This is a genomic window from Klebsiella sp. WP4-W18-ESBL-05 (assembly GCF_014169075.1).
Taxonomy (GTDB): domain Bacteria; phylum Pseudomonadota; class Gammaproteobacteria; order Enterobacterales; family Enterobacteriaceae; genus Kluyvera; species Kluyvera ascorbata_B.
This window is the reverse complement of sequence record NZ_AP022057.1, coordinates 3,136,767-3,154,369: the sequence shown is the minus strand read 5'-3', so window position 1 is coordinate 3,154,369 and position 17,603 is coordinate 3,136,767. Positions and strand designations below refer to the sequence as shown.

Genomic DNA, 17,603 nt, shown 5'->3' with positions numbered 1-17,603 from the left:
AGTTTACGCCGCGGCTCAGAAGATGAACAGTCACCTGAATCAAATTTGGCACGAAAAATTAAAAAAGCATTTCAAAAAACCAGCTTACATCATGCTGAAGTGGTTGATGGGAGCATCATCTCGCTTCAGCAAATGTGGCGTGAATGCTAATGAAATGTGCTGTAGATCTAATTTATGCAATCAAAATGTCAGCAGAACTTGCAGGCTGATTAAGAAAGGCACAAAATTATTGAAACGTTTCAGCGTCGTCTTCAGCATCTGTCCCGCGGAGTACGGCGATTTTGTCTCACAAAAGCTGAATCGATTCAATTCAGCGAGCGAGGGGAACCATGTTCCAGTTAACTGTTCAGGATATTCATCCCGGCCAGCAGGCCGCGAATAAAGAAGAGGCTATTCGGCAGGTTGCCGCTGCGCTGGTCAGCGCGGGCAACGTCGCTGACGGTTACGTCGCCGGCATGCTGGCGCGTGAGCAACAAACCTCCACGTTCTTGGGTAACGGCATCGCCATTCCGCACGGCACGACCGATACTCGCGATCAGGTGTTGAAAACCGGCGTTCAGGTTTATCAGTTCCCGCAGGGCGTTACCTGGGGGGAAGGGCAGACCGCCTATGTCGCCATTGGTATTGCCGCCAGCTCCGACGAGCATCTTGGCCTGCTGCGTCAGCTGACGCATGTGCTGAGCGATGACGCGGTGGCTGAACAGCTGAAAACCGCGACGACCGCCGAAGAGTTGCGTGCCCTGCTGATGGGGGAAAAACAGAGCGAAGCGCTGAAGCTGGACAACGACATGCTGTCGCTGGACGTCGCGGCAAGCGATCTGGTCACGCTGCAGGCGCTGAACGCAGCACGTTTAAAAGAAGCCGGCGCCGTCGATGCGAATTTTGTCGCGAAGGTGATCAACGATCGCCCGCTGAACCTGGGTCAGGGCATCTGGCTGAGCGACAGCGCTGAAGGCAACCTGCGCAGCGCTATCGCGGTCAGCCGTGCGGCCGAGCCGTTTACCGTTGGTGAAGCAGCGGCATCTGTGCTGATTACCGTCGCCATGACCGATGCGCAGCCAACGGCCGTGCTGAACCGTCTGGTCAACCTGCTGCTGGACAACAAAGCTGAACGTCTGCTGAAGGCTGACGCGGCCACGCTGTTAGCGTTGCTGACCAGCGATGATGCGGCGGCTGACGACGTGCTGAGCGAAGAATTTGTTATTCGTAACGAACACGGCCTGCACGCCCGCCCGGGCACCATGCTGGTCAATACCATTAAACAATTTAGCAGCGACATCACCGTCACCAACCTGGACGGCAGCGGTAAACCGGCTAACGGCCGCAGCCTGATGAAAGTGGTGGCGCTGGGTGTTAAGAAAGGTCATCGCCTGCGGTTTACCGCGCAGGGTGATGATGCTCGTCAGGCGCTGGACGCCATCGGCGAAGCCATCGCTTCAGGCCTCGGGGAGGGCGCATAAATGAGCAGAAGAGTAGCCACAATTACCTTAAACCCGGCCTATGATTTGGTAGGGTTCACGCCAGAAATCGAGCGTGGCGAAGTGAACCTGGTTCGCACCACCGGGCTGCACGCGGCGGGTAAAGGCATCAACGTGGCCAAAGTGCTGAAAGATTTGGGCATCGACGTGACCGTTGGCGGCTTCCTGGGTAAAGATAACCAGGACGGTTTTCAGCAGCTGTTCAGCGAACTGGGCATTGCCAACCGCTTCCAGGTGGTGCAGGGCCGTACGCGTATTAACGTGAAGCTGACCGAGAAAGACGGTGAGGTGACCGACTTTAACTTCTCTGGCTTTGAAGTGACGCCGGCGGACTGGGAGCGTTTCGTTAACGATTCCCTGAGCTGGCTGGGTCAGTTCGATATGGTCTGCGTCAGCGGCAGCCTGCCGGCGGGCGTTAGCCCGGAAGCGTTCACCGATTGGATGACGCGTCTGCGCAGTCAGTGCCCGTGCATCATTTTCGACAGCAGCCGTGAAGCGCTGGTGGCGGGCCTGAAAGCCGCGCCGTGGCTGGTGAAGCCAAACCGTCGCGAGCTGGAAATCTGGGCTGGCCGCAAGCTGCCTGAAATGAAAGACGTGATTGAAGCTGCCCACGCGCTGCGTGAGCAGGGCATCGCCCACGTGGTGATTTCGCTCGGCGCGGAAGGTGCGCTGTGGGTGAACGCTTCCGGCGAGTGGATTGCTAAGCCGCCTTCAATGGAAGTGGTCAGCACCGTAGGGGCGGGGGATTCGATGGTTGGCGGTCTGATTTACGGTCTGCTGATGCGCGAGTCCAGCGAGCATACCCTGCGCCTGGCGACGGCGGTTGCCGCGCTGGCGGTAAGCCAGAGCAACGTCGGGATTACCGATCGTACCCAGTTGGCCGCGATGATGGCGCGCGTCGACCTGAAACCCTTTAACTAACAGCAGGAGAGGCGTATGAAAACGCTGCTGATTATCGATGCCAAACTCGGACAGGCTCGTGCTTATATGGCGAAGACCCTGCTGGGCGCGGCGGCGCAAAAAGCGCGCCTGGAGTTAATTGATAACCCGAACGATGCTGAACTGGCGATCGTGCTGGGCTCCGCTCTGCCGGCCGACACGGCGCTGGCGGGCAAACAGGTTTATCTTGGCGACATCAACCGCGCGGTCTCTCATCCGGAGCTGTTCCTGAGCGAAGCCAAAGCCCACGCGCTGCCGTACGAAGCGCCGATGCAGGCTGAGCCGACGGCGACCGGGGCGGTCAAACGCATCGTGGCGGTAACGGCATGTCCAACCGGCGTTGCGCACACCTTTATGGCAGCAGAAGCCATTGAAACCGAAGCTAAAAAACGCGGTCTGTGGGTGAAAGTAGAAACCCGTGGCTCCGTGGGCGCGGGCAATGCTATCACGCCGGAAGAAGTTGAGCAGGCTGACTTGGTTATCGTGGCGGCGGATATCGAAGTGGATCTGGCGAAGTTTGCCGGTAAACCGATGTACCGTACAACAACCGGCCTGGCGCTGAAGAAAACGGCGCAGGAGCTGGATAAAGCGATAGTCGAGGCCAAGCCGTACCAGCCTTCAGGCCAGAGCAAAACGCCGGCCGATTCGGCGAAAAAAGAGAGCGGCGGCGGCGCTTATCGCCACCTGCTGACCGGCGTATCCTACATGCTGCCGATGGTGGTTGCGGGCGGCCTGTGTATTGCGCTGTCCTTCGCATTCGGGATCAAAGCATTTGAAGTGAAAGGGACGCTGGCCGCTGCGCTGATGCAGATTGGCGGCGGTTCAGCCTTTGCGCTGATGGTGCCGGTGCTGGCGGGCTTTATTGCCTTCTCCATTGCTGACCGTCCGGGTCTGACCCCAGGTCTCATCGGCGGTATGCTGGCGGTAAGCGGCGGCTCCGGTTTTATCGGCGGTATCATTGCCGGTTTCCTGGCCGGTTACGTGGCGAAGCTGATTAGCACCAAGCTGAAGCTGCCGCCGAGCATGGAAGCGCTGAAGCCGATCCTGATCATTCCGCTGGTTTCCAGCCTGATCGTGGGTCTGGCGATGATCTACCTGATCGGCACACCGGTCGCCGCGCTGCTGAACTGGCTGACCCACTGGTTGCAGACCATGGGCACCGCGAACGCGGTCCTGCTGGGCGCAATCCTGGGGGCGATGATGTGTACCGATATGGGTGGTCCGGTTAACAAAGCGGCATACGCTTTCGGCGTTGGCCTGCTGTCTACGCAAACCTATGCGCCGATGGCAGCCATCATGGCGGCCGGTATGGTTCCGCCGCTGGCAATGGGGATTGCAACGCTGGTTGCGCGTAACAAATTCGATAAAGGTCAACGTGAAGGGGGCAAAGCGGCGCTGGTTCTGGGTCTGTGCTTTATCTCTGAAGGGGCGATTCCGTTCGCCGCTCGTGACCCGATGCGCGTTCTGCCTTGCTGCATCGTTGGCGGCGCGGTAACCGGCGCTATCTCGATGCTGGTTGGCGCGAAACTGATGGCACCGCACGGTGGTCTGTTTGTGCTGCTGATTCCTGGCGCGATCACGCCGGTGCTGGGCTATCTGGTGGCGATTGTCGTCGGTACGCTGGTGGCGGGCCTATCTTACGCGGTGCTGAAGCGCCCGGAAGGTGAGGTCGCGGCGAAAGCGTAAGCGTTCGAAAAACGTGAAAAAGGGCCGAGGATTCGGCCCTTTTTTTATACCTGATGGCGGCTGCGACTACCCGTAGGCCCGGTAAATGTGACGCCACCGGGCAATCAGGCGGCGGCAGACTCGGTCTGCTGTGCCTTCAGCCAGGCAATCTCTTCTGCCCAGATATCCGGGTTGATGGTTTCCAGAATCAGCGGGATACCGTCAAAACGGTTGTCCTGCATGATAAAGCGGAACGCATCGTGGCCGATGTTACCTTCACCCAGGCTATGGTGGCGGTCAACGCGGCTACCAAATTCACTTTTGGCATCATTCAGGTGCATACCGCGCAGATAGTTAAAACCGACAGTGCGCTCGAACTCAGCGAATGATTCCGCGCAGGCCTCGGGGGTGCGCAGGTCGTAACCGGCGGCAAATGCGTGGCAGGTGTCGATGCAGACGCCAACGCGGGATTTATCCTCTACGCCATCGATGATGGCGGCCAGATGTTCAAACTTAAAGCCGAGGTTGCTGCCCTGACCGGCGGTGTTCTCAATGACTGCCGTCACGCCTTCGGTCTGCGCCAGCGCGATATTGATAGATTCGGCAATGCGCGCCAGACATTTATCTTCATCAATTTGCAGCAGATGGCTGCCGGGATGGAAGTTCAGCAACGTCAGCCCCAGCTGCTGACAGCGCGTCAGCTCATCAATGAAGGCCTCGCGTGATTTCTCCAGCGCCTCTTCAACCGGGTGGCCAAGGTTAATCAGATAGCTGTCGTGTGGCAAAATTTGCGCCGGGGCGTAGTGGTATTTTTCACAGGCGGCTTTGAAGTCGTCGATAACCTCGGGGGTCAGCGGCGCGGCGCGCCACTGGCGCTGATTTTTGGTGAACAGGGCGAAGGCGGTGGCTTCGATTTCAGCGGCCCGAATTGCGGCGTTTGCCAGGCCGCCAGCGGCGCTGACGTGCGCTCCGATGTATTTCATCATGGGTTCCCTAAAGAGTTCGAGTTGCAGGAAGGTGGCAAGAGACAACGACGCGTCTGCAACTTGAAATATGACGAGAAAAACCCGCCATACTCAAAAGGGGTGAGTATAGCGGGTTAAGCGGGGAGCGTCGTGTTCGATTATGCCATCACGCTATGGATAGCGAGGTTAATCGCGCCGCCGCCAACAATCAGCCAGATAAACAGCACCAGCGCCATCAGCAGCGGTTTTGCACCGGCTTTTTTCAGCGCGCTGACGTGGGTGGTGACACCCAGAGCTGCCATCGCCATCGCCAGCATGACGGTGTCGAGCGTAATCAGCATTTGCACCAGGCTTTCCGGCAGCAGGTGGAACGAGTTGAAAATCGCCACCACGATAAACAGAATGGCAAACCACGGAATGGTGATTTTACTTTTCTGCTCGGCGTTCGCCGGGGCCAGCTGTTTAACGCGTGCGGCCATAAACAGCAGGAACGGAGCCAGCATCATGACGCGCAGCATTTTGGCGATAACTGCCGCATTTTCAGCGTCCGGGTTGATAGCATGACCGGCCGCGACCACCTGAGCAACTTCGTGCATGGTGGAGCCAATATAAATGCCGTAGGTTTCCGGGCTAAACCAGTGCGCCAGCAGCGGATACATCGCCGGGTAGAGGAAAATCGCCAGCGTACCAAAAATGACTACCGTCGCGACGGCGACCGTGACTTTGCTGGCCTCGGCTTTGACGACCGGCTCGGTCGCCAGCACCGCGGCGGCACCACAGATACTGCTGCCTGCGCCGATAAGCCAGCTGGTCTGTTTATCCAGGCCAAAGACCTTCTGCCCTAACCAACAGGCGATAAAGAAAGTGCTGGAAAGCGTCAGTACGTCAATGATGATGCCGCTGACGCCGACGTCAGCAATCTGCGAGAACGTCAGGCGAAAGCCGTACAAAATAATCCCCAGACGCAGCAGGTGCTGCTTGGCAAAGAGCACGCCCCCGTCGCAGGACTGCCAGATTTTTGGGTAGACGGTGTTACCTATGACCATCCCAAACAGAATAGCCAGCGTCAGGGCGCTCATCCCCGCACCGGCGATAGCCGGCACGCTGCCTGCCCAGATTGCCGCGCCGGTGATGACGGCGCTGAGCGCAAGCCCAGGGATAAAGTGTGTGATACTACGATGATGGTGTGTCTGTAAGGTGACTTGTGTCATAACCCTCTCCTTTGTCTGGTAAAAAGGTTACGCCCGAGTGGTTTAAAAATAAAATTGATTATATATTTATAATTAATCGTAATAACTGGTAAGGCGGCTCTGACGGGCCGGGAAACTATGCATATCACGCTACGACAGCTCGAAGTTTTTGCAGAAGTGCTGAAAAGCGGGTCCACCACCCAGGCTTCGCAGATGCTGGCGCTGTCACAATCGGCAGTCAGCGCGGCCTTGACTGACCTGGAAGGTCAGCTCGGGGTTCAGCTTTTCGATCGGGTTGGTAAACGACTGGTGGTGAATGAGCACGGGCGTCTGCTGTATCCGCGTGCGCTGGCGCTGCTGGAGCAAGCGGGCGAAATTGAACAGCTGTTTCGCGAAGATAACGGGGCGATTCGCGTCTATGCCAGCAGTACGATCGGCAATTACATCCTGCCGGGGGTGATTGCCCGCTACCGCAAAGATTTTCCCACGCTGCCGCTGGAGCTGAGCGTCGGTAATAGTCAGGACGTGATCAACGCGGTGGCCGATTTCCGCGTCGATATCGGTTTGATTGAAGGGCCTTGCCATTCGGCGGATATCATCGCCGAGCCGTGGCTGGAAGATGAACTGGTAGTATTTTCAGCGCCGCACAGCGCCTGGCTGCTGGGCGAAATCACGCTCGATAAGCTGGCGATGGCGCCGTGGATCCTGCGTGAGAAGGGTTCCGGTACGCGCGAAATTGTCGACTACCTGCTGCTTTCGCATCTGCCGCAGTTCCAGATGGGGATGGAGCTGGGGAATTCTGAAGCTATCAAGCACGCGGTGCGTCACGACCTGGGCATTAGCTGCCTTTCACGCCGGGTGATTGCTGAGCAACTGGCGGCAGGTACGCTGGTCGAGGTGCCCGTTCCACTGCCGACGTTGAGCCGCACGCTGTGGCGTATTCATCATCGGCAGAAGCATCTTTCTAACGCGCTGAAACGTTTTTTGCACTACTGTGAATGTTAAGAAACTGCACGGGGGCCAGTCCGTGCTGTTCGCAGATTCCGGCGGTTCTGGCGTAATACCACGTCCCGACAGGAAACGGCTCCCAGCAGCGAATGTAACGATCCGGGCTGAAATAGCTGATGTGAAGGAGCAGGATGAGCGCATTTGCTGTCAGCAATAACGTAAGCGTAAGCCATGCGATGGGCGTCAAGATTCGTTGGACGAGAGGAATGGGCAGGGTAATCGAAAACAAAAGCTTAAGATTACCCAGTATGGTGAACAGGAGTAGGGCGGGTCCGCAGCAGGCGATGCTAGCTTCGAGCATGCTTTGCGACCAGAAGTCCGGCATAGGAAAGAGCCAAAGTTGCGAAATATAGCCGTACGCCAGGTACAGCGAGTAACCCGTCAGCATCGGCAAGAAAACGACGACCCCGAGATAGACTTGCCAGTTCGGCGTGCCCTCCATCACCGTCGACGCGGTCGGTTTGCGCATCAGTCACTCCGTACCACGGTCGGCGAAGGCGTCAAAACGGTACGGCCAAAATGCTGACACCAATCACTGTTTTTGACGTACATGTAAGTTCGATGGCCGCGGCTACGGCTGTAACAAACACCGAATTGAGGCGTTTTATATTGGGCGATTGTCTGGTAGCGCAGAACACAAACACCGATTGACCACAGCGGCGCCATGCCCAGGCAAAAGAGAACCGCCCATTTAGCGAAGCGTTCACCGGCGCACTCGTCAGGTATGTAGCTGCTGGCGACGAAGATGATAATGATCAATCCAATAAATAACGAACCGGCAAAGACGGATCCCGTATCATCGGTAATATAGTCTGGCCTGAAATACCAATCATCGATCGCCCAGAGGGTCTGGAAAAGCCCGACGCCGACGAAAAACAAGCCTAACATGAGGGTGAAAAGAACATTGAGCGTCGATGCGTGCTTATCTTTACGCAGGCCTTTGCGTTTCATTATCCAATCCTTCTTGTTCGCCACCGCGATTTTGCGTAATACCTCCGCTCTTTGTACGCCAATTTGTGCGAATCGCATTTTTGTCCTTTACTAATAATCCAGAGGAAATCATGAAGGTCTCTTATAACAGCGCATTTCTACCGTGATCTGCCGGCTTCGTCTGCTACAATCGCGCCTCATTTTTTGGATGGATAGCATTTTCACATGGGTTCCGAAACGAAAACCACACAAGCGCCCGCGCTACGCCGCGAACTCAAGGCGCGTCACCTGACGATGATCGCCATTGGCGGATCTATCGGTACAGGCCTGTTTGTTGCGTCCGGCGCAACCATTTCTCAGGCGGGCCCGGGCGGCGCGCTGTTTTCCTATATTCTGATTGGCCTGATGGTGTACTTCCTGATGACCAGTCTGGGCGAGCTGGCGGCGTATATGCCGGTATCCGGCTCCTTCGCGACCTACGGTCAGAACTATGTGGAAGAGGGCTTCGGCTTCGCGCTGGGCTGGAACTACTGGTACAACTGGGCGGTGACCATTGCCGTCGACCTTGTGGCCGCACAGTTGGTCATGAGCTGGTGGTTCCCGGACACGCCGGGCTGGATCTGGAGCGCGATGTTCCTGTGCGTCATCTTCCTGCTGAACTACATCTCGGTGAAAGGCTTCGGTGAAGCGGAATACTGGTTCTCGCTGATTAAAGTCGCCACCGTTATCATCTTCATCATCGTCGGTATCATGATGATCCTCGGCATCTTCAAGGGCGCGCAGCCGGTCGGCTGGAGCAACTGGACAACCGGCGATGCGCCGTTTGCCGGTGGTTTGTCGGCAATGATTGGCGTGGCGATGATCGTCGGTTTCTCCTTCCAGGGAACCGAGCTGATTGGTATCGCGGCGGGTGAATCTGAAGATCCGGAGAAGAACATTCCGCGCGCGGTGCGTCAGGTGTTCTGGCGTATCCTGCTGTTCTACGTGTTTGCGATTCTGATTATCAGCCTGATTATTCCGTACACCGATCCCAGCCTGCTGCGTAACGACGTGAAAGATATTTCCGTCAGCCCGTTCACCCTGGTGTTCGAGCACGCGGGCCTGCTGTCTGCGGCGGCTATTATGAACGCGGTTATTCTGACGGCGGTGCTCTCGGCGGGTAACTCCGGGATGTATGCCTCTACCCGTATGCTGTACACCCTGGCCTGCGATGGCAAAGCGCCGCGTATCTTCGCTAAGCTGTCCCGTGGCGGTGTGCCGCGCAACGCGCTGTATGCCACTACCGTGATTGCCGGGCTTTGCTTCCTGACCTCAATGTTTGGCAACCAGACCGTGTACCTGTGGCTGCTGAATACCTCCGGGATGACCGGCTTTATTGCCTGGCTGGGGATTGCGATTAGCCATTATCGCTTCCGTCGCGGTTACGTGATGCAGGGGCACGATATTAATAACCTGCCGTACCGTTCCGGGTTCTTCCCGCTGGGGCCGATCTTTGCCTTCGTGCTGTGCCTGATCATTACCCTGGGTCAGAACTATGAAGCGTTCCTCGCCGACACCATCGACTGGGGCGGCGTGGCGGCAACCTATATTGGTATCCCGCTGTTCCTGGTCATCTGGTTTGGTTATAAGCTGAGCCGCGGGACGCACTTTGTCCGCTACAGCGAAATGCACTTCCCGGAACGCTTTAAGCAGTAACGCGAGTGAGCGACCGGATTGCCAATAAAGCCTCTCTTCGGAGAGGCTTTTTTATGCCTGAATGTTTATTAATTGTTACTTCTTGACATAACTTTAAATAACCTTAATTGATAATCGTTATCATTACCTTTATCATCACAACCCATACAAAAAGATGAAGCCACTTCCTTTTCTCGGTGAGATAAATGCCGAAGGACCAGCCACATCTGCATAAAAAAACAGGCCGCCGGTCAGCGGCATTAAGCAGCATTTGTGAGCAAGACCCTTTGTTTTAATTGAGTATTCACCTCATGGAGAATGGAAATGTTTAGGTTAAACCCCATCGTTCGGGGCGGGCTGTGCGCGTCCGTCATGTCCCTGGCGCTGCCGGTGTGCGCGGCAGAGGATAATGAAATCATGGTCGTGACGGCGGCCGCCACCGAGCAAAGCGTAAAGGATGCCCCCGCCAGTATCAGCGTTATTACCCAGCAGGATTTGCAGCGTAAACCGGTGCAGAACCTGAAAGATGTGCTGAAAGAAGTGCCGGGCGTTCAGCTTACCAATGAGGGGGATAACCGTAAGGGCGTCAGCATTCGTGGGCTGAGCAGCAGCTATACCCTGATCCTGATTGACGGCAAGCGCGTGAATTCACGTAACGCCGTCTTCCGCCATAACGACTTTGACCTGAACTGGATCCCGGTTGACGCCATTGAACGCATTGAAGTGGTGCGCGGGCCGATGTCCTCGCTGTACGGCTCCGACGCCCTGGGCGGGGTGGTCAATATCATCACGAAAAAGATCGGTACGAAGTGGACGGGAACGCTCACTGCCGATACGACAATTCAGGAACATCGCGACCGCGGCGATACCTGGAATGGTCAGTTCTTTACCTCCGGCCCGCTGGTGGACGGCGTACTGGGCGTGAAGGCGTTCGGCAGCCTGTCAAAACGTGAGAAGGACGATCAGCAGGCTTCTCGCTCCAGCACCACCGGCGAAACGCCGCGTATTGAGGGCTACACCAGCCGCGACGGCAACGTCGAATTCGCCTGGACGCCGAATGAAAACAACGATATTACCGCCGGGTATGGTTTTGATCGCCAGGATCGTGAGTCTGACTCGCTCGACCGTAACCGTCTGGAACGTCAGAACTACTCGTTGAGCCACAACGGCCGCTGGGATATCGGCAACAGCGAGCTGAAGTACTACGGCGAGAAAGTCGTTAATAAGAACCCGGGCAACACCAGTGAAATTACCTCAGAAAGCAATGCCATCGACGGCAAATACGTGCTGCCGCTGGGCGTGATTAACCAACTGGTCACCTTCGGCGGCGAATGGCGCTACGATAAGCTGACCGATCCGGTCAATCTGACGGGAAGCACCAGTACGAAAACTTCTGCTAGCCAGTACGCGCTGTTCCTTGAGGATGAATGGCGGATTTTTGAACCGCTGGCGCTGACGACCGGGATCCGTATGGATGACCATGAAACCTATGGCGATCACTGGAGCCCGCGCGCGTATCTGGTGTATAACGCCACCGATACGCTGACGGTAAAAGGGGGCTGGGCGACCGCGTTTAAAGCGCCATCGTTGCTTCAGCTAAGCCCGGACTGGACCTCTAATTCCTGCCGCGGCAGCTGCCGTATTGTCGGCAGCCCGGACCTGAAGCCGGAAACCAGCGAAAGCTTTGAAATCGGTCTTTACTACCAGGGGGATGAAGGCTGGCTGGACGGCGTGCAGGGAAGTGTGACCACTTTCCAGAATGATATCGACGATATGATAAGCGTTAACCGTACAAGTGATAAAAACGCTGCGCCGGGTTATCCGAACTTTGTCGGTTTTAAAAATGGCGTACCGGTGTTTGCGTACTACAACGTGAATAAAGCGCGTATTCGTGGGGTGGAAACCGAGCTGAAAGTGCCGTTTGGCGAGCAGTGGAAAATGACGCTGAACTACACCTACAACGACGGTCGCGATCTGAGCAACGGTGACGATAAACCGCTACAGGAGCTGCCGTTCCATACGGGTAACGGGCGCGTTGACTGGACGCCGCTACAGGACTGGTCGTTCTATCTGGCGGCGAGCTACACCGGCAAGCAGCGTGCGGTAAGCAGTACGTCGAAAACGCCGGGCGGCTACACCACCTGGGATCTCGGCGGAGCATGGCAGGCGACGAAAAACGTGAAGCTGCGTGCGGGCGTGCTTAACCTTGGGGATAAGGATCTGTCGCGTGACGACTACAGCTATAACGAGGACGGACGCCGGTACTTTATGGCGGTAGATTACCGCTTCTAAAGCGTCATCATAGTGGTGCCGGGTGGCGCAAGCGCTTACCCGGCCGACAATGTTACGCGAACGCGTAGGCCCGATGTGCGTAGCGCCATCGGGCTGTTTGATTACCAGTAGCTGCGCCAGTTCTGTACCGCGCGCGTTATCGCTTCCATCAGGGAGTAATCCCCCCAACTACAGCACTCGTTCACCCCAATGCCGCCTTTGAAATAGTACACCGAATGCTTCAGCAAACCCTGACCTGGGGTATGTTCGCGGTTAACGTATTCATCGATCATGCGATTAATCATGCGCAGCGCCAGGGTTTCGTAGCTCTCTTTATCCGGATGCGTGGCCGGCAGATGTTTCACCAGCTCAAGCAGCGCGCAGGCGACAATCGCTGCCGCCGAGCTATCGCGTTCGCTGGCGGGATCGGTGAGCGCCAGATCCCAGTAGCAGATCAGATCCTCCGGCAGGCGATTCAGGTAGTAATTTGCCAGCGTCTGGCTGAGCGCCAGCAGGCGATCGTCGCCGGTGTGCAGATAGTTCAGCAGAAAACCGTACACGCCCCACGCCTGGCCGCGTGCCCAGCATGAATCGTCGGAGAAGCCCTGATGCGTATTGCCAAAGCGCGGCTCGCCGGTTTCGACATCCATATACCAGGTATGGAAGGTAGAACCATCTTCACGCACGATGTAGCGGCGCGCGCGATCGATATGCTGTTTGGCTGCGTTGGCATAGCGCGGATCGCCGCTGGCGCGCGTGGCTTCATACAGCAACGGTAGGTTCATATTGCAGTCGATGATCATGCGCCCCTGTTGTTCAGGATTGTTCAGCTCGCCCCATGCCTGAATGATCCCGGCCTTTTCGTTATAGCGCTCCATCAGCGCATCGGCGGCCAGCAGCGCGATATAACCCGCTTCGCGGTTGCCGGTCACCCGTTGCCCCGCCACGCATGAAAGGCTGTAGAGAAAGCCCAGATCGTGGTGGTTAGTATGATCGCGGTTGATGATCCGCTGGCCGAACGAGTGAATATGCTGTTCTGCCAGCGAGCGGTAGCGCGGCTGCCCGGTCCACTCGTAGGCCAGCCACAGCTGCCCGGTCCAGAAGCTGGTGGTCCACTCAATATTGTCGATGATGGGGTAGACCCCTTTTTCACAGGCCGCATCGGGGAAGCGCTGGCCAAAATAGTGCGCGTTGCTGTCAATTGCCGCCAGCAGTGTGGGCATTATCCCGCGAATTTTTTGGCTTAGCGCGTCGCGTTCACCAGGCTGAAGCCGACAGCGGGTAAGCGGTTCTTTATTGATCATTTCAGACGTCATGCGGTCATTTTCCCGTATTAATTAAGTGCTTGATGTTTGATTTCCTGACCTACAGCGCTCTTTTTGTGGCTGTAGCAGGCTGAAAGGGTGAGGGCCGAAACGCCGGTAAAGACCAGGGCGATAATGCCCATAATCAGATAGGTATGCTCAAAGCCGATGGTCTGGTAGGCGTAGCCCGCCGGTGGCGCAACGACGATGGAACCGACGTAAATCATCGCCTGGTAGCCCAGCAGGTACATGGTGGCGTTCACGCGTTTATCGAAATGCTCGGCGATATACTTAAAGACCGACACCAGAATCAGCGCGATTTCAATACCGTACAGCGGTTTCACCAGGCAGATAATCAGCGGATCGTTGGTCAGGCCGGAGATAATAAGACGCACGCTGATGACCAGCCCGGTGAGCAGCATTCCCTGTTTAGCGCCAATGCGGTTAATTATCGCCGGCACCAGCATCATGCCGAAGAATTCGGCGGCGGACTGGGCGGTACTCATGTAGCCGAACATCGCGTTGCCTTCTTCTTTGGTGGCAAAGAAGGTGACGAAGTAGCGCGAGAACTGCTGCTCGGCGATGAACATCATCCACGCCACGCCCGCGATATAGAGCGCAAACATCCAGAACTTACGGTTCGCCAGCAGGTGCAGTACATCCGTAATCACAATCTTATCTTTTGACAGGACGCTGTTCTCTTCCTGGCCGAAGTGGTCCACCTTCAGCGTCAGCAGCACGGCAAACATACACAGCGCCGATACGCTGCTGATGGCGAAGTTGATTTTCGGCGAAATGTTATACAGGAAGCCGGAAAATGACGACGCGGTGGCCCAGCCGAGCGCCGCCCACATGCGGATGCGGCCGAACTCCATATTGTAGAGGCGGCTGAAGCGGTCAACGTAGGACTCTTCTGCCGCGACCCCCGCGTACCAGCCGAGGCTGAAGAACAGTGCGCCGACGATCATCCCGCTAATAAAATGACTTTGCAGCAGCGGCAGGTAGATCCAGATGTAAAAGGGCGCCATCAGCGCAGAGACGATGCAGACAAAATAGAGCAGGTGCTTCTTCATGCCGATTTTGTCCATGATGAAGCCGTATACCGGCTTGATGACCACCGCGAAGACGCCGTTCACCGCGAAAACGGTGCCAATGTCTACGGCGTCCAGCCCGGCCTTGTCGCCGAGCCATATAGCGTACAGGCCGAAGCTGGCCGCCCAGGTAAAGGTAAAAAGAAAAACAAACAGACTTAGCTTGATGTATGCCGAACGAGTCGACTGGATGGGTGTAGTCATAACGGTCTCCGCCGCGAATCAGAGGTCAGGGTTATTTCAACGTGAGCGTTTTGCCGTTCACGGTTAACTGCGAGGTAGCAAGGTCAAAAGTCAGATCATCGGGCATGGGGCGTACCGCGCCTGGGTCGGCGCTGACGTAGCAGGCCAGCCAGCCGGTGCCCGCTTCCAGCTGTGTGGTCAAGCAGGGAATATCGGCCGGTGCCGCAAACAGCAGGTTGCTGTTGGGTGGGGTCGTCACGGTACTTGCACGGCGATTGCCGCACAGATTGACCAGCCGGCTGTAGTCATGGCGCGTTTCCAGCGTTACCGCATCGCCGTAGCAAAGACGGCTGCGCAGGTGGTGGTGATTGACGGCGAATCCCCCCTCAACGCATTGCAGATTTCGAGGTGTCGTGATGCGGTGAACGCGAATGTGACCGTTTTCCTGCGCCATCAGCCAACTGGTGACGATAACGTCAGGCCATGGTCGCCATTCGCTGCGCACCCAGTCCCCGGTGACTTCCGCGCTGTCGCATGCGCGGCGGCCGCGATAGTAGTCGTCTCCTGCGCTGAACAGCAGCATCGAATCCACCGCGGCGTGGTTGAGCCCGTAGCGGCCGCGCTCCAGAGTGAAGCCGAAGTGGCTGGAATAGGCGAATTTGCTGTACTTCTGCTCGAAGTTCACAAAGTTATTTTTGTCGAACTGACCGGACATGAGCATCCACGCGTGGCGGCCGCCGTCGCTGTGCACCACAATTTGCCCGGCCTCCGGGATAGGGTGGTGCACGTCAAGTGCGGGCATCGGCTCACATTCCGCGCGCCAGAATCGACTCTCCTCCGGCAGCGCCAGAATCAGCATGGCTTTCAGCGCCCAGTAGGGGGAACCGGGGCTGTTATAATCTTCGGCCATAATCAGATTCGGGTAGGCGTAGCCAATCGAAAACAGCCCGTCGGCGCCGATAAACGGCTGCGTCTGCCAGTAATTCAGGTGACGTAGAATGAATCCCTTGACCACGCCGGGCGTAAAAACATCCAGTTCGGTAAAGGCGACGGCGCTCCAGAAGGCGACCTGGACAAACCGATAGGTCAAGCTGCGACCGAAGGGAATGGCCGCACCGTCGGTGGTGAAGTAGTAACGGTAGTCCTGCGCAAAGCGCTGGGCGCGCTGACGATAGCGCAGGCAGCGCTCCGGGTCGACATCCTGCATAAAGTGGCTGTAGATGAGGCCGTAGAAGTGAAACGCGCTGGAAATGTAGTAGTCGCGCGGCTTACCGTGGCCGTCGCAGTACCAGCCGTTGCCGAGCCAGAAGGGTTCGATGGCGTCGAGATGACGGTTGATCACCGCCATATCATAGCCGCGCCCGACGCATTTGAGTCCCAGTTGAATCAATACCGGGAAAAAGTGCCAGTTGTTATCCGGCACGGCGACCTCGGCGCTTTGGCTCAGCCAGCGAACCAGATTGTCCTGTTCTGTGGCAGACAGCGCCTGCCATAGCCCGCTGTCCGGCAGCGCCAGCCCGAGACCGAATGCCGCCATCTCGACGCAGCGCTGGTCGTTGTCACCAACATCGCCCCAGTATCCGGGGTGCTGCGGATCGCAGCCGTGACGGACGCCGGTCACTAATTGCGCATACCATGGCGGCGTCGTACCGCCGCTAACCAGCGGAAATGCTCCCCACAGCAGACGAATAACTCCCTCCATACCGGCCACCGTGTCCGGATACTGGGCGGCGGTGTCGCCGGCATGAAGGCGCGTGCAGTCGGCCGACAGATGGGGAACTGCCGCCGCAATCCAACCCTGTAGTAACGCACTGTATTCTTGTTTCGTCCGCATAGTGAAATCCCGTTTCAGTCTGTTGATGGCGGACGAATAATAGGAATTTGCGACGGGCAACAAATGTGATAGTGCTCGTACTTTTGCGTACGTCAGGTAATTTAAAATAATTTTTGGCGTATTTTGCCGTGGAAGTTTTATTCCGATGATGAAAGTTTAAGTTTATTAACATGCGAGGCGGACGCGGTGGCACATTCCCGGCAAACGGAAGACACAACCTGGCTTGAACAGATACATCTCAACGATAAGTCTATTTATTTCAATCGTATGCAGAATATGCCCGCCAACTACTACCATTGGCACCAGTGTGCGGAAATCCTCTGCGTATCGCGCGGGGTGGGGATCGCGCTATTGGAACATCAGCAGTACACGGTGAAACCGGGGCGTTTATTTATTTTCCCGCCCGGTAAGCTACATAAGGTGTACGTCGAGCAGGACGAGCGCAACGTCTACCATCGGACGACCCTTCACTTTAACCCGCTGCTGCTGGAGCCGTGGTTGCGCGATTTTCCCCGCCAGCAGATGCTGTTGCGCCAGCTGTGCGGGCGAGGTGAGAAGGCGCGGGTGTTCGATGTCGGCGACCTGCACCCGGTGATTGAAACGCTGCTACAGCGCTTTGAAACGTTGACTCAGGATGCCAGCTGGAGCACCAGCGACAGTGCCTTTCTGATCATGCAGCTGATTAGCCTGTTGCCACAGCAGGAGCAAGCGGCCGGGCATAATACCTTCTCGTCGACAATCATCCGCTGGTTGGAAAACCACTACCACGAGCGCTGTTCGCTGGAGGACATCGCAGCGGTGATGGGGTGCTCACGCGGGCACACTTCCCGGCGTTTTCACGATGAAACCGGCGGAACTATCCAAGCGTATTTAATGATGCGGCGTATTCGCCAGGCCTGCGAGTTATTGCTGCATTCACAGCATTCGGTGCGGGATATTGCCGAACGGGTCGGTTTCACCGAGTACGCGTGGTTTATTACCTGCTTTCGCAAGAATATGGGCAAAACGCCGTTGCAGTACCGCAAGGCGTATCCGTTTACGTTGCCGGAAATGGAAGCGATGTGATTGGGG

At 56.8% G+C, this 17,603-nt stretch carries 14 protein-coding genes; 7 read left to right on the top strand and 7 right to left on the bottom strand.

Annotated features, from left to right (window positions below):
- Nucleotides 1-329 precede the first annotated feature (329 nt).
- The 3 genes from fruB to fruA are packed head-to-tail and all read left to right on the top strand — an operon-like array spanning nucleotide 330 to nucleotide 4,103.
- Complete coding sequence (gene fruB / locus H7R58_RS15180; RefSeq protein ID WP_106924389.1) at nucleotides 330-1,460, top strand: fused PTS fructose transporter subunit IIA/HPr protein; 1,131 nt, start codon at nucleotides 330-332, stop codon at nucleotides 1,458-1,460.
- The gene (fruK, locus tag H7R58_RS15175; protein ID WP_182930294.1) at nucleotides 1,461-2,399 is read left to right on the top strand and encodes a 1-phosphofructokinase; all 939 of its coding nucleotides are present in this window, start codon (nucleotides 1,461-1,463) and stop codon (nucleotides 2,397-2,399) included. It abuts the gene before it with no gap.
- A gap of 15 nt (nucleotides 2,400-2,414) precedes the next feature.
- The gene (fruA, locus tag H7R58_RS15170) at nucleotides 2,415-4,103 is read left to right on the top strand and encodes a PTS fructose transporter subunit IIBC (protein ID WP_182930295.1); all 1,689 of its coding nucleotides are present in this window, start codon (nucleotides 2,415-2,417) and stop codon (nucleotides 4,101-4,103) included.
- A gap of 104 nt (nucleotides 4,104-4,207) precedes the next feature.
- Here the strand turns inward: fruA and nfo are convergent, their stop codons facing one another.
- Nucleotides 4,208-5,065, bottom strand: a complete 858-nt coding sequence (gene nfo, locus H7R58_RS15165) for a deoxyribonuclease IV (protein WP_182930296.1) — start codon at nucleotides 5,063-5,065, stop codon at nucleotides 4,208-4,210.
- Between the two features lie 140 nt (nucleotides 5,066-5,205).
- Complete coding sequence (locus H7R58_RS15160) at nucleotides 5,206-6,258, bottom strand: YeiH family protein (protein ID WP_106924393.1); 1,053 nt, start codon at nucleotides 6,256-6,258, stop codon at nucleotides 5,206-5,208.
- A 117-nt stretch (nucleotides 6,259-6,375) separates the two neighbouring features.
- Between H7R58_RS15160 and yieE the strand changes: the two genes are divergently transcribed.
- The gene (gene yieE, locus H7R58_RS15155) at nucleotides 6,376-7,242 is read left to right on the top strand and encodes a DNA-binding transcriptional regulator YeiE (RefSeq protein ID WP_106924394.1); all 867 of its coding nucleotides are present in this window, start codon (nucleotides 6,376-6,378) and stop codon (nucleotides 7,240-7,242) included.
- On the opposite strand, the gene H7R58_RS15150 is transcribed toward yieE, so the two are convergent.
- Together H7R58_RS15150 and H7R58_RS15145 are read right to left on the bottom strand one after the other, a co-directional pair.
- On the bottom strand, nucleotides 7,202-7,714 hold the full coding sequence (locus H7R58_RS15150) for a hypothetical protein (protein ID WP_227674188.1): 513 nt from the start codon (nucleotides 7,712-7,714) through the stop codon (nucleotides 7,202-7,204). The genes yieE and H7R58_RS15150 overlap by 41 nt on opposite strands.
- Nucleotides 7,714-8,274, bottom strand: a complete 561-nt coding sequence (locus H7R58_RS15145) for a hypothetical protein (protein ID WP_182930297.1) — start codon at nucleotides 8,272-8,274, stop codon at nucleotides 7,714-7,716. Before H7R58_RS15145 ends, H7R58_RS15150 begins: the two co-directional genes overlap by 1 nt.
- Nucleotides 8,275-8,400: 126 nt before the next feature.
- Between H7R58_RS15145 and H7R58_RS15140 the strand changes: the two genes are divergently transcribed.
- On the top strand, nucleotides 8,401-9,870 hold the full coding sequence (locus H7R58_RS15140) for an amino acid permease (protein ID WP_106924396.1): 1,470 nt from the start codon (nucleotides 8,401-8,403) through the stop codon (nucleotides 9,868-9,870).
- Between the two features lie 303 nt (nucleotides 9,871-10,173).
- Complete coding sequence (gene cirA / locus H7R58_RS15135; protein ID WP_106924397.1) at nucleotides 10,174-12,141, top strand: catecholate siderophore receptor CirA; 1,968 nt, start codon at nucleotides 10,174-10,176, stop codon at nucleotides 12,139-12,141.
- A 101-nt stretch (nucleotides 12,142-12,242) separates the two neighbouring features.
- Here the strand turns inward: cirA and H7R58_RS15130 are convergent, their stop codons facing one another.
- From H7R58_RS15130 to H7R58_RS15120, 3 genes are read right to left on the bottom strand one after another with little or no spacing between them, the layout of a single operon-like run.
- Nucleotides 12,243-13,436: a glycoside hydrolase family 88 protein gene (locus H7R58_RS15130; protein ID WP_197974852.1), complete on the bottom strand. Its 1,194-nt coding sequence runs from the start codon at nucleotides 13,434-13,436 to the stop codon at nucleotides 12,243-12,245.
- 17 nt (nucleotides 13,437-13,453) lie between these two features.
- Nucleotides 13,454-14,719 (bottom strand): oligosaccharide MFS transporter, encoded by a 1,266-nt coding sequence (locus tag H7R58_RS15125; RefSeq protein ID WP_106924398.1) that lies wholly within the window; start codon nucleotides 14,717-14,719, stop codon nucleotides 13,454-13,456.
- Between the two features lie 31 nt (nucleotides 14,720-14,750).
- Nucleotides 14,751-16,532: a DUF2264 domain-containing protein gene (locus H7R58_RS15120; RefSeq protein WP_182930299.1), complete on the bottom strand. Its 1,782-nt coding sequence runs from the start codon at nucleotides 16,530-16,532 to the stop codon at nucleotides 14,751-14,753.
- Between the two features lie 186 nt (nucleotides 16,533-16,718).
- On the opposite strand from H7R58_RS15120, the gene H7R58_RS15115 reads away from it, so the two are divergent.
- On the top strand, nucleotides 16,719-17,597 hold the full coding sequence (locus H7R58_RS15115; protein ID WP_197974854.1) for an AraC family transcriptional regulator: 879 nt from the start codon (nucleotides 16,719-16,721) through the stop codon (nucleotides 17,595-17,597).
- The last annotated feature ends 6 nt before the right edge of the window (nucleotides 17,598-17,603 follow it).